Below are 12541 nucleotides of genomic sequence, written 5' to 3' on the forward strand. Positions count from 1 at the left end.
TAAACTTGTTAGAAGACTTTCTGATGCATTGAGCTAAAAAATGACAAAATAAAACTAAAGCCCTTCATTATTAACATCTAAGGAGAAGTAATGAACTATTGTTAAAATGCCGTTACCTTTTGTGCTATATATGGTTTTACGTTTGGAAGGAATAACTCTTCCTGTATTCGCTAGGCGTAATACCTAGGTTCTTTTTAAAAAATTGTGTAAAATTAGGCTGTTCAGCAAAGCCAATCGAATAACCGATGTCGTTTAAAGTCCAATCCGTTTGTAATAGCAAAGCCTTACTCTCCTCAAGTAGTCGATCCCGAATATGCGTGCTAATGTTCTGGCCAGTGTGCTTTTTTAATAACGCGTTTAAGTAATTGGGATGCAAAGCAAGATGGTTGGCAAATTCCTTTGCCGTTTTGATACGTATTGGGCTTTCCTGATTGATGTCAGAAGCTTCAGTCTCCAGTAATTGAAAAAACTGATGAATGTGCCGGTATTCTTCCAAAACAGTATTTGGCACAGGGATGTCAGCTGATTTAACGCTTTCAATGATGATCAATTGCAGATAAACTTGCAATGTTTCCTCTGTCAATTCGCCTCCCTCTGCAACTTGCGTATGCATCTGTTCATAGAGTGCATCAATTGCAGTTACAGCAGATTGATCCAGGTTGATCACACTTCTTGAAATATCTGAGAAAAGCTTATGCTTATCCATCGCGTATTTCAACGTAGGATATGAATCAACATATTTCTTCTTAAACAGACAATAATGGCCTGACAGGGTAGGCGATATGCTACGCCAGGATATTATCTCGTTTGGATGGATAAAGAAAATGCATGGCCGGTCAACATGGTAATTGTTCATTCCTAATGAGAACAATCCTTCTCCTCGGCTTATAAATAATATTTTGTAAAAATCTCTGCGGTTAGGAGAGATATAATTATCACAAACAAGATTATTACAATTAACTACACGAATATTCCAGTTTTGAATGTAGTCCCTTTCTACAGGAATTTTTCCGGGAAAATCGTGAAGCAATGCTATGTTTGGCATGATGCGTAATTAGTACAGGGATAAATAACAAATATACGATTACTCTTTTCAAGCTGAGATATTTTCTATGATAAATACCCTTGTTAAGTTTTTTTTGTGTTACTGTAAAATTTCTCGTCAAAAACTTTTGAGTCAGATAGGTTGGTCATTATTTACAAAATATCTGGTAACGTTGGGGGTTCTATAAGCCGGGAGGCCATTGTTATAGCTATGCAACTACTAGCTTTATTAATATTGTATTAACTTTGATTGCAATGCATAACTTTTAAAGGGATTTGCGATTGTCAAATGCGCGTTTTTCACTAAATTTAGTACTGCGCTTGACTAATCCTTTAATAGTGATGACAGATTACCCCTATATGACGGCTCAAAAAGTAAAAGTCCTGCTTTTCTATATCATAGCTACAGCCGTTTTCTGTTTCTCATTTCAACAAAGTAAAGCCCAGTTAAAACACGCGACTATATCGAAATCGCTTATTATCACAGACTCTTTGATCCATAAGGGTGATTTTTATGCTAATCTGGCACCATACCACTTTGTTGACAGTTCGATAAAATACCTGTTAAAGGCGCACAAGCTTAGTACGGCAGCTGGGAATGAGCGAAAAATCGTTCAAACATCAATTTTGCTCGCCATTCAGTATGCAAAGAAAAATGAATGGAAGACAAGTGAGTCTTTTAGTGAGATGGCCGTTGCTCCTTATCTCAAGCGTGACGATTTAGTCAACGCGGCGAAAACCTATAATACGCTTTCTTCCATGTTTTTATTCGGCACGAATATCAATGCTAAAATGGTGTCTAGGAGCGTATTTTTCAGTAATGAGGAACGAAAGATATTGCTGGCAAAAAAGGATGTCTATGGTGCAGCATTAGCGCTCAAACACATGGGAGATGCAAATTTGTATATCCGGAATCTAGATTCATCTGACAACCAGCTAAAAAGGGTTTTACAAATTTATAAGAAGGTTAGTCCTCAAAAAATCCATGAAGTTTATTTCTTACTGGCTAGTTCCAGCGCTTTAAGAGGGGATCTGCCTAAAGAACTTGAGTATCGAATGAAGGTCTTTTCTACCATGCCGGCTACGACCTCAAAATGGGAAAAAGCGTATTATTTTTTTAAAGCGGCTCTTACCTACGAAGGGATGGGAAGATACAGTTTAGCGCTGGATTACCTCAAAAAAAGCTTCGCACTCTATCCAACGCAAGGGGAGCTGACTTGGAGGTTTATGAACGACCTTATCAAATTACAACGAAAAAAAGAAGCTATCCTCTTTTTTTTAAATAATAAGAAAAACATAGACCTGCGTACCTGGTATGATACAAGCTTCTATTATCGTAGCCTGGGGACCTATTACCAGGCTATTGGAAATAATAAAAACGCTGAGAATAGCTATCTGAAATTATTGAAATTTGGGAAAGGAGATATGTCAACGATAGGCGCGATTTCAGAAACTAAGGTGAATAACTATTTAACCATAATAAATTTCTATCTGAGCAGAAGAAATTATACAAAAGCCGCACATTATATAACCGAACTGGATTCCATTCCGAAGTTTATAACCAATCAAGTTACCGAAAGCGAAATCGAGCTGATTAAGTTCAAGACAGACTCGGGAAATAATCGCTATTTATCTGCCATCAAGCACTATGGAAATTACCAACTGATTAAAGATACAATTCTAAATTTTTCGAAGGCCAGACAAATTTCGGATATGGAATTAAAGTATGCAACAGCCGAAAAAGATAAGAATATAGCTTTACTTAAGAAACAAGCCCTGATGGATAGGGAGCGTTCGGGATATTTTATAGCTTGTATCGTTCTGCTGACCATTATCCTCGCAGCTTTGTATAGTCGAAATCGGCTTAGGCGTCGTAATATTAAACTGCTTCGCGAGAAACAAACAGAAATTATATCAAAGAATACTCTATTGGAACAATTGAATACCGATAATAAGTTGCTTTTAAAAGAAGTACATCATCGGGTAAAAAACAACATGCAGACAATTGTTAGTTTACTGCATTCTCAATCCGCGGGATTGCAGGACAAAACGGCTTTAAGCGCGGTCTTGGATAGCCAACACAGAGTTTATACGATGGCGCTAATTCATCAAAAACTTTACAAAGGGGAGCTTGGCACAACTGTCTACATGCCAGAATATATAGCAGAGTTTGTCGACTACTTAAAACAAAGTTTCGATAGTGGTGATAAAATAGCTTTTTCAATAAATATTGAACCGCTTTTCTTCGATGTAGGCATCGCAGTTCCTATTGGATTGATCATAAATGAAGCGATTACAAATTCGATCAAACACGCATTTAATAAACAGTCGGCAGGAGAAATTAAAGTTAATTTATTTGCATCGGAGGATGCTGCTTGTTTAATTATCACGGATGATGGCTGTGGTATGCCTGATACTTTCCTTTTAGAGAAGTCAACATCATTTGGTATAAAACTAATGTCTGGCCTGGCGGACTATGATTTGGGAGGAAATCTTCAGATTCTAACTAATAACGGAACTACTTTAAAATTAAGTTTCAATATGAATCTCTTTCATCAATGAAACCAAAAGCTTAATTTGCTCATTTTTCGTTGACTATCGGTCGCTTACTAGTAAAGAAATGTCCGGCCGATACAGGAATAAGTAATACAATCAGCCAATAGGTCAGCCCTCAATATTTAAATAAATAATTGTTGATTTTCAAGAGAACGCGAACTGAAGTAAAAAACGACTAACGATTGGTATCTATAGAGCAGGATATTTCTCATTAAATTCTTTAATAATGTTGTTCGTTAGTAGAGAAGTATCCTTAAGAAAGGATTCAAGGATTTTTTTATTCCTTATCCTGATTAGACCAACGCTGCCGGCCATACTTACCTGCTCCTGCTGTAAAAACTTAAAATCTTTGTGTTTATCCAAAGCTTTCTCCTCATTATCCTGCATAACCCCGCCGTTATGGGCTAAAAGGTTTCTGATATTTTGGTAGTGTGCAAGTCGCCCCCAGGGGGCATGTTCACGAGATGCGCTAACTAGCCTTCCTACCAGAGACAGATAATTAGTGTATTGTTCCAGAATTCCTCTGCCGGAAATATGGTTTAGCTTGATATGGATGTTTGGTTGACTTTCCAAAGTGCTTGCCACTTTCATGAGAAAATGTTCAAAGGAGGCATACATGGTCACAAAAATTGAATTTACGAAAAGCCATTCAATATTGTTCAGATGACTGCCTTCATCAAGCCAATCGCTACTCGTCTCATTTTTAATCACCCTTTCCGTAAAATCATCATTCTGATCCTTAAAGCGTTGTAGGTTATCATCCGCAAGCAGTAAATAGGACTTTAAATTTTTCACGTATAGAGTGTTACTCAGTGGAAGACTGTATTTTAACATTATAGAAGTAATTTACGTCCAATATCACCCATTGCTGAAATTAGTTCTTTAGATACTGTCTCACTTATCACGCCGCTTATCACCATTTCCGTAGTCTTACCTAAAAAAAGTTGGTACCATTTCTTTTTACCAAGTATGTAAAAGTCTTTTAGTTCCTGAAGTTCAGCAGAAAGGTCATCATAGATGATTTGTTGTCCCATTTTTATTTTTTCCAATTCCTGCAATACTTGATCAAGTTTTGCTTCCGCAGCAATCTGTTCTTCTCTTGTAAACTGATCTTCGTTTATACGGATACCCAAATCATCCAGTTCTTTTGCTAAATAGTAGTGAATAGACTCGTGTTCATAATTGACCTGGCATTCATCTTTATTGGTGCAGACTAAAATATGCTTTCGATATTCTTTATCATTCGCTTCGAGGATCACACGTAGGAAAGTTATTTTATCTAAAGGGCTATTAATATTGTATAGTTCCGATTGTGCTTCATTGATTACTTTCTCATGTTCATCTACCTGATGTTCTATGTAGTGACTAACGAATTTCTCTGCTCTTTTCTTGATATAATCCATTAGTGTTCTTTTCTGAATTAAAATTAAAGATATTATAATTTTTGAAGTTTATTAGCCAATTGGGGATGTCGGAGGCACCTTCTGACTGGCCCATCAGTTGTATTTGCTCCTCAGGATACCGCTCCAGTCCCCAGACTGGACATAATTCGAACCAAATTTCGGAGCAACTGAAACTTCTTGCTTTAATTGAAATTGCGTAAACGCTTTCAATTATCCCGAACATTATTAGAGATGAATATATCAATTGCCATATTTAAATACGGCAATTAATGAACCACAGACTGAACTACGATTTGCGAACCGCAATTCATCAGCATTCTCATGCAGGCCAATAAAGATCTTGCGAAGATTATTATTTATGCTTTTGATAAAAGACATCATAAAACTTTTCTTTCCCCGAATGCTGTTTATTACGGAAAGGTTTGACCCAAGCTAAGATGAAATCACGAAAACCTGATTGAGACAACCCCTTAAGTAAATTTGAATAGGGTTCAATTATAGACGCAGTTAGCATCTTATGATTAATTCCACGTCGAATAGTTGCATGTGACAAACCTATGCTTTTCAGCTTTTGATATTGATTGTAACAATTTTCGGGCGGCGTAGAAATTATAAAGCTCGTTATCCAACTGAAGGAATCACCGCCAAAGAATAACCGCTGCCCGAAGGCTGATTTATAGAGTTTATCAAGGTTCTCCGTCCCGAAACGGCTTACAAAAAACCTGAGCAGATCCAAATACTTTTCCGGACTATCGATGTTTATAAAGTTTCTTATTATGAACAATTCAGGAGATTCGACAATCGTATGATTCGTATTGATTATTTTGATAAGACCTCCGTTTCTAGTTGGGTTGGAAATTTCATATGCAAAATTTGTTAGCTGGGAGATAGTCAACTCGCCGCTTTGAGCTATTGAATCAAAAGCCTTAATAAACGTTTTGGAGAAACGTGATATTCGGAAAATATTTGCTAGTTGGCCGAACAACACTTCCTTATGATTAATCTTGCTTTCTTTGAGCGGAAATTCAGTTGTAAAACAAGATTTAATGGCGGAGACAATGAGATTAAAAGTAATTTTTTCGTTGATGTTTGTTAAGTACTTTAAAATTTGAAGAAAAAAAAGCAAAGCATCATTCTTGTTTTTTTGCAACTGGGTATCGATAATCTTACCCATAGCACGAGATTCGATCAAATTACTGTCAATTTTACAGATCAGCAATTCAAGCACCACGGCCCAAGACGAAAGTCCTATATTTTTATCTAAGATATCGTTAAAACGCCGTTGGTTTTGTCCGATGTAAAACTTACTAAAAATATAGTAAGCTGTAAAATATTCCAGAAAAGTTTTGTGAGTAAACTTATTCTCGAAATAAATGGAACGGATCTTCGCAAAATCGAGAAACTCTACCGCTGCTTTTTCTGCTTCGCTTTCGTCTTCAATCTCTCCATTTTTCATCAGGTATTGTTTGATGTGCTTTTGGACGACTGTATTATTAATTCTTTTAGTGGGGTTATCAAATTGCCAGTAAGCAATAGAAGAAAATACGGAAGTTTTATTATGGATTTGCAGGTTGAACTTTAGTTTCTTTTCTTTCTCATCCCTATGATCCACAATAGTATTAGTACAGCCTTCATAAATACTAAGTTTATTGGTTGGCAATTCTAGTTCATTACGATAAAGAATCAAAATGAGAGACAGCAATAATGGGTTAAATTTCAATTCATTGTCGACGTATGCGAGTTGTGCTACACAACCGGCAATTTCTGATCTTCGACGTTGGAAATCCTTTTCCTCCAAAGCGTACCATTTACCAACATAATCCTCGAGTTGCTCTTGGTTAAAATTCTTTACTTCAAGCTCGTAAAAGTTATTAAAGGAAACTTCTTCGTACGATTCATAACGGCTAGTTACAATAACAAATGCGTCAGGATAAGTCGCGGTGAAATTCTCAATATCATTGCGGACATTGATCCTGTCCTGTACATCAAATATTTCGTCGATACCGTCGAAGAAAATCAGGCAGGGGAAAAAAGAAAGGATACGGATTATCCTTTCCAGAGAAATATCAGTTTGATATTCGCTAGCTAAAGTATTGACAAGAAATGCTGCAAAGCTGAGTCCATGAGCTACTTTCGCCTGATTATATTTGTGCAATTCAATGCGGAATGGCAGGTAGCGATATATATCGTTGTTTTCAAAGACTCTCTCATCATTTTCCAGAATCTTGCAAATAGCATATTTGATAATTGAAGATTTGCCGGCACCAGGGTTTCCTAAAATAACCAGTCTCTGACCGTGGTTAAAAAGATATTCAAATTCACCGCCAAACGATCCTTTGTATTGAAAATCATTTAAAGGAAAAACTCCTTTTATACGGCGGCTCGCATTGTCTGCAAAAGCTTGCTTCAACATATTTACATTCAAGGCTTTTGCCAGGGATAAATCTGGAAAAGTTAAAGCCATTTCAATTATTCCGGAATTACTGTTTTTCCAGTTTAATCCGAAATCAAATAAAGGAGGGACAAAAAGTTCGTATAATTCCACCTCGCGGGGACGTTGTTTAGTCACGGATAGCCCAAAAAAGTTCAGTCGGGAAAAATTATTGAAACATTTGTCTTTGTATGACAATCGAAAACTCTCATAATCGGAGTAGTTAAAGTCATTATCGATCTTTAAATCCGAAAACTGCAATTCTAATAATTCGTTTATTTTCTGAAACTTGCGAACATCATTCAAGTGTTTGATCAGTGCGTAAAGATCCGAGGCATCTAGGATTTGACTGTTAACGTCAAATTTAATTTTCCCCTTTGTAACACTGTCAATTGAGCTTTGCGAATAACTTCTTTGCTTTTCAGTTAGGATATAAATTAATACCCGGTCGACACGTTTGGAGTAACCGGACTTTAAAAATTTGTTTAAAGTCGTTTTAACTTTTTCAAGCGAATTCGTTGCGGTGACCTGAATTCCTATCTTTCTGAGCTGGTCGTCAACAAGATCTATGCTTTCTGCATTCTTTCTATCTGTCTCGTTGGTATTGCGAAACCTCGCTTCAAATGCGATATTCAGGATTGGAATAATGATATTTTCAGCATGTTGATTAATGTCGTACTCTGAGTTTGCAGTGGCAATTTTGACCTGAACTTGAAACCTGGATAAATAATCGCGTATAGATACCAGCAGTTTATTGTGATTTGACATATTAACTTAAGCAACAAGGTTTATTGATGGCTTTATCCAAAGATAATAAATCCGCCTCTTAAGAGGCGGACCTCCGATTTTTTTCTATTCTTCGTCGCTGTTGGATATATCGGTCGATTGCCCACAGGATAAAAACCTCTCCGGGAAATAAAACTTTCTTCGAATCTATACCGGATGACTTTCCAAAAAATATGTTGAAATGGTAAACATCTGTTCAAAACACGACTGAATCTTTTAAAAGATATCCGGATTGGTTTAGACACATAGATTTACCAATCTGTTAATTATCTTATAATTGGAACTTTGTGAAATGCTATCCAATTCTTGTAAAAATTATTACGAGCATTTATAAAAATAGAATATTATTCGAAAAATTGCTGACTTTCAACATAATACGTTTTACGCTTATCCAATTCAGCTTTGAGAATCACCTCACCATTGAGCGTCAAGGTTTGCTTTGGCCGGTGTACTTGCAGAAAATCACGCTCTTTTTCGGTGATGGTATCCGGAAAATTTTGACGGATATGATTTTCTGCATCAACTAAGACCGTATTGATCGCCTCAACCAGGATGTCGATATTCATCTCAGGAATTTTATTCGCTTTAGAAAAGGGCGATATTCTCGCGGCATATAGGATCTCATCTACATAGGCGTTGCCAATCCCCTGAACAGTCTTGCCTTCAGTTAAAACGGTTTTGATCGGTTTCGAGAGTTTTGACAGAGCAGAATGCAGATAACCGGGTGGGATAGCCAAAGCGTCAGGGGCCGTAGCTGGTTTTGGATCCAAGGTTAATATGACAGCCTTTTGCCAGTCTGTTATTGCCAATCCAGTACCATCATCGAATAACAGCTCAGCGATGGTAAATCTGTTTTCATTTTTACCCTCAAACCAAAACATAGTACCATGAAGCATCAGGTGAATACTTAACACACGGCCATTTTGAAATTCAAAACGTAACTCCTTACCTATTCTGTTTATCTTATTTAAAAGCTGGCCCTCCAACGCCGTCTTGATGTCTGCGGCGGGGACTTTAAGTTGCCGGGTTATCAGAATATCAACTAACGATAATGTCTTTCCGACAAGTTTTTTAGTAAGATTGCTGCTAAATATATTTAGATCCGGTATTTCTGGCATGACTCTATTTTTAAGGTTATTTATATTCACTCTCTATCCGGTAGCCAATTTCTTCAATAACTGAATCTGGCAATATCACGCCGGATTCCTGTATCCACGTCCATTCGCCGGTATGCCCTATTGTAGCCATAAAGCGTTCGTTAAACAGCACATCATAGTTTATCGACTGCATGATCACTTTACAAATTACGGTTTCGCCTGCGTATTCTATTTCGAAACTAAATACCGGAGTTTGATCTTCCATAGTATGTTAATGGGGCGTTTCCCCTGGCAACTGAATATTTAATTGGAGTTCCTGGTTGAGTTTGGTTATGAAATAATCGTACAATGACAATGACGGCGCGTCACCTGCATGGATAAAAAAGTATAAGGATTGCAATCCTTGTTGTTTCCATTCTTTCAAACGTTTAATCCATCCCTCTAGTCGCAGCAAGTCGGTCGGCTCATCGCCACTATCCACAAATCGAATAAAGGCATGTGGAATTGGCAAGGTCATGTGAAGACAATCTCTTCTGCCTGCGGTGTCGGAAATAACTGTGCCCATGTTTAATTCTCTAAGACAGTTAAACAGGTTATCACGTTCCCCATTATCAATAAACCAATTCTTATGACGTACTTCAACAAATACCGGTACCTCAGCCGGCAGTGTTATCAAATAGGTCTTCAGCTCTGATAAGAACTTCGACGAAAAGTTATCCGGCAGTTGCAGGAACAACGGACCGAGGTGAGTACCAAGAACGGATATGCTGGTATAAAATTCGTTGGTCTGTTCTTCCACGTTTCGGAACCGTCGTATGTGAGAGATGCTTTGCGGAAATTTAGGACAGAATTTAAAATATGGAACTTCTTCTACCATTTGTTTCCAGGCAAAAATCCGCTCAGGAGAATGGATTTGATAAAATGTAGCATTGAACTCAATTGAATTAAAATGCCTGGCATATTTGCCTAAGAAGTCCGCATCTTTCGTACCCTTGGGAAATATTGTACCAATCCAGTTTTTGTAACCCCACTTCGGCGCACCTATATAAGCTTGAAACCCACTTGAGGGCTGAGAGCCTTGCAAAGTAGATATAGTCATGGCACTATCAGCAGGCAAGCTATAATCAACGTTAGATAAATCTGTTTCGATTCTTCCAAAATGCATAGGCCGAAGTTACGCATGATATTCGTCAGACGGATATGATACAAACATTTTTTCTTATGGATTGCTATATAGGAAACATCGTTATGATCAATATCACCACATTTACAGTCAATAAAGATGATGGCTCTAAACAGACCGTCACCATAGAGCCTGTGCTGATAGAGCTCCCAGGGGCCAAACAATTTACAGGCGTTTATCGATTAACAGATACTGACTTGACCGGGAAGGAATTGGGGGAAGTAGCTTTTCATCTTTACAAGGTGGGGGAATGGGAGTTTACGGGCGATGCATTCAGCTGTGCAGAACAAGATCAGATCGTGGAATTCATAAAAGAAAAGGAACCGTTTGATTCAATTGCTTTTTCAGAGATTGTAGATGGCACGGAACACCATTACCGGATCACGGACAATGAGGGACATTTCGGAATCGAAAAAGACGGCATTTTCATTGGCGTTATTGAACATAACGAAGACTGGGAGCAAATCGCAGGTGATCCGCTCCCGGCCGAGTTGTTCGAGAAACTCGTATCAAAGATTGAAAGTTTTAACGATTAAGCCATGGACCCTCTACAAATCTCTTGTGTTATCGGTGACAAGCATTGCGATATGGAAGCTATCGAAACTGAATGTGCCGGACACGCAGGTCCCTGTTTTTTATTAAAACAAGATAACGACATTATCGGAACAATTTGTAAAACAGTTGGGGGCTATATTCACGTTGGCGATACCGGGCTTAGTCTGGATGATATTAGCGGAATTGGCGAGCAGATCGACGCTGGCCTGAGCAGTTTTTAGCTTTACTGTGTAATATCAAAAAGACAACCCTGTTAATTTATCATTGGGAAGGTGATCAAAAATCAAAGTAAACAGTGGAACGAGATTTAAAAATGTAAATAAGGGTTTGGAAATCACAAAATACTAACTATATTAGCATTGTATTATTCCTGAATTCTTTGTAACTTCAAATGTCAGTAATTAAGCAATTCGATATCGTTTATGACGGAGCTCCGGCAACTGTGACCGAACATGATTTGAAATCAGGCCGGGTATTTCGTATCGAGTTTTCGAAACGCGCGCTCCTGCCCTTGATCATCACTGTTGCCCATGACGAGGATGATAAAAAGTTTTGGACGTCAATTCCTGAAGGGCGGCAAGCATTGGCTGAAGAAGTCGGCAAGCTTGTTGCCAGTTATCTTAGAAGCAATATACAGATATGTGTTACTACAACGGACAAAAAGTCACCCGTGCCGAGTTTATTCGATTAAAAAACCTGGAAAAGGAAGTTCGCCGGTATAATTTTCTAAATGTAGGCGTACATAATGGCTTCATGTTCCAGCCCTCGGCCATCGCCATTGCCAACAGCGATAAAACAGATTTTGAACTGGTGCAGGCGCACTGGGGTTACATGCCTTACGGTATTAAAACGCACGAAGACGCGCAATTATTTTTGCGGAAATACACCACAATGAACTTCAAATCTGAAAACATGCTCCTGAATGATAAAGGAGAACCTTCGATGTGGGCAAGTGCGGTTAAAAATGGACGGACCTGCCTGGTGCTTTCCACCGGCATGGTAGAAAACCGGCATATCAATAAAATTGGAAAGAAAGGCGAACCTTTAAAAACCACGGATGCTTATCCTTATATGGTGACTATAAAAGATAAGGAATACTGGTGGATGCCTGGTTTATATAATCAGGTGCTGGATAAAGAAACCGGAGAATTGGTTTATACATTCGCTTTTGCTACGACCAAAGCTAATGCCCTGATGCGTCAAATTCACAATAAAGATAACAAGTGGCGGATGCCGGCAGTTGTGAGCGATGACGTTGCTTATGAATGGTTGCTTGGAAATCCATCTGTTGAAAGAATGCAGGAAATTGCCCGTACACAGGTACCGTCTAAAGAAATGGAATATTGCACTATCACCAAAGAATACTTACAACGAGAGGCAAATCCCACAACCTACGATATGTTGCCACCAATTGATATGAGTTATATGGATACCGAGGAAACACTGCTTTATCCTGCTGCTTGATACAACATAAAGCATAGATAGC

At 38.1% G+C, this 12541-nt stretch carries 12 protein-coding genes; 5 read left to right on the forward strand and 7 right to left on the reverse strand.

Annotation, left to right across the window (positions count from 1 at the left end):
- Positions 1-136: 136 nt before the first annotated feature.
- On the reverse strand, positions 137-1045 hold the full coding sequence (locus SNE26_RS24550; RefSeq protein WP_321556498.1) for an AraC family transcriptional regulator: 909 nt from the start codon (positions 1043-1045) through the stop codon (positions 137-139).
- Positions 1046-1326: 281 nt separating this feature from the next.
- On the opposite strand from SNE26_RS24550, the gene SNE26_RS24555 reads away from it, so the two are divergent.
- Complete coding sequence (locus SNE26_RS24555) at positions 1327-3606, forward strand: sensor histidine kinase (RefSeq protein WP_321556499.1); 2280 nt, start codon at positions 1327-1329, stop codon at positions 3604-3606.
- Positions 3607-3789: 183 nt separating this feature from the next.
- Here the strand turns inward: SNE26_RS24555 and SNE26_RS24560 are convergent, their stop codons facing one another.
- The 6 genes from SNE26_RS24560 to SNE26_RS24585 all read right to left on the reverse strand — a co-directional run bounded on the left by SNE26_RS24560 (position 3790) and on the right by SNE26_RS24585 (position 10482).
- Positions 3790-4395: a hypothetical protein gene (locus SNE26_RS24560; RefSeq protein ID WP_321556500.1), complete on the reverse strand. Its 606-nt coding sequence runs from the start codon at positions 4393-4395 to the stop codon at positions 3790-3792.
- Between the two features lie 38 nt (positions 4396-4433).
- On the reverse strand, positions 4434-5003 hold the full coding sequence (locus SNE26_RS24565; RefSeq protein ID WP_321556501.1) for a hypothetical protein: 570 nt from the start codon (positions 5001-5003) through the stop codon (positions 4434-4436).
- A 352-nt stretch (positions 5004-5355) separates the two neighbouring features.
- Complete coding sequence (locus tag SNE26_RS24570) at positions 5356-8202, reverse strand: SMEK domain-containing protein (RefSeq protein ID WP_321556502.1); 2847 nt, start codon at positions 8200-8202, stop codon at positions 5356-5358.
- A 362-nt stretch (positions 8203-8564) separates the two neighbouring features.
- Positions 8565-9338, reverse strand: coding sequence for a DNA-formamidopyrimidine glycosylase family protein (locus SNE26_RS24575; RefSeq protein WP_321556503.1), 774 nt, complete (start codon positions 9336-9338; stop codon positions 8565-8567).
- A 16-nt stretch (positions 9339-9354) separates the two neighbouring features.
- On the reverse strand, positions 9355-9582 hold the full coding sequence (locus SNE26_RS24580; RefSeq protein WP_321556504.1) for a hypothetical protein: 228 nt from the start codon (positions 9580-9582) through the stop codon (positions 9355-9357).
- A 6-nt stretch (positions 9583-9588) separates the two neighbouring features.
- Positions 9589-10482 carry a DUF72 domain-containing protein gene (locus SNE26_RS24585; RefSeq protein WP_321556505.1) on the reverse strand — a complete coding sequence of 298 codons (894 nt, stop codon included), beginning with the start codon at positions 10480-10482 and terminating at the stop codon, positions 9589-9591.
- Between the two features lie 83 nt (positions 10483-10565).
- On the opposite strand from SNE26_RS24585, the gene SNE26_RS24590 reads away from it, so the two are divergent.
- The 4 genes from SNE26_RS24590 (at position 10566) to SNE26_RS24605 (ending at position 12519) form a co-directional block, all read left to right on the forward strand.
- Positions 10566-11036 (forward strand): hypothetical protein, encoded by a 471-nt coding sequence (locus SNE26_RS24590; protein ID WP_321556506.1) that lies wholly within the window; start codon positions 10566-10568, stop codon positions 11034-11036.
- 51 nt (positions 11037-11087) lie between these two features.
- Entirely contained in the window at positions 11088-11276 is a 189-nt protein-coding gene (locus SNE26_RS24595) for a hypothetical protein (RefSeq protein WP_321556507.1), read from the forward strand.
- Between the two features lie 170 nt (positions 11277-11446).
- Entirely contained in the window at positions 11447-11746 is a 300-nt protein-coding gene (locus SNE26_RS24600; RefSeq protein ID WP_321556508.1) for a hypothetical protein, read from the forward strand.
- Positions 11695-12519, forward strand: coding sequence for an SOS response-associated peptidase family protein (locus tag SNE26_RS24605; RefSeq protein ID WP_321556509.1), 825 nt, complete (start codon positions 11695-11697; stop codon positions 12517-12519). Before SNE26_RS24600 ends, SNE26_RS24605 begins: the two co-directional genes overlap by 52 nt.
- Positions 12520-12541: the final 22 nt, after the last annotated feature.

Source organism: Mucilaginibacter sp. cycad4 (assembly GCF_034263275.1).
GTDB lineage: Bacteria > Bacteroidota > Bacteroidia > Sphingobacteriales > Sphingobacteriaceae > Mucilaginibacter.

Excerpts from the sequence above, each read along its gene's own strand:
- SNE26_RS24550 (WP_321556498.1), bottom strand. The coding sequence starts at position 1,045 with ATGCCAAACATAGCATTGCTTCACGATTTTCCCGGAAAAATTCCTGTA.
- SNE26_RS24565 (WP_321556501.1), bottom strand. The coding sequence starts at position 5,003 with ATGGATTATATCAAGAAAAGAGCAGAGAAATTCGTTAGTCACTACATA.
- SNE26_RS24570 (WP_321556502.1), bottom strand. The coding sequence starts at position 8,202 with ATGTCAAATCACAATAAACTGCTGGTATCTATACGCGATTATTTATCC.
- SNE26_RS24575 (WP_321556503.1), bottom strand. The coding sequence starts at position 9,338 with ATGCCAGAAATACCGGATCTAAATATATTTAGCAGCAATCTTACTAAA.
- SNE26_RS24580 (WP_321556504.1), bottom strand. The coding sequence starts at position 9,582 with ATGGAAGATCAAACTCCGGTATTTAGTTTCGAAATAGAATACGCAGGC.
- SNE26_RS24585 (WP_321556505.1), bottom strand. The coding sequence starts at position 10,482 with ATGCATTTTGGAAGAATCGAAACAGATTTATCTAACGTTGATTATAGC.
- SNE26_RS24590 (WP_321556506.1), top strand. The coding sequence starts at position 10,566 with ATGATCAATATCACCACATTTACAGTCAATAAAGATGATGGCTCTAAA.
- SNE26_RS24595 (WP_321556507.1), top strand. The coding sequence starts at position 11,088 with ATGGAAGCTATCGAAACTGAATGTGCCGGACACGCAGGTCCCTGTTTT.
- SNE26_RS24600 (WP_321556508.1), top strand. The coding sequence starts at position 11,447 with ATGTCAGTAATTAAGCAATTCGATATCGTTTATGACGGAGCTCCGGCA.
- SNE26_RS24605 (WP_321556509.1), top strand. The coding sequence starts at position 11,695 with ATGTGTTACTACAACGGACAAAAAGTCACCCGTGCCGAGTTTATTCGA.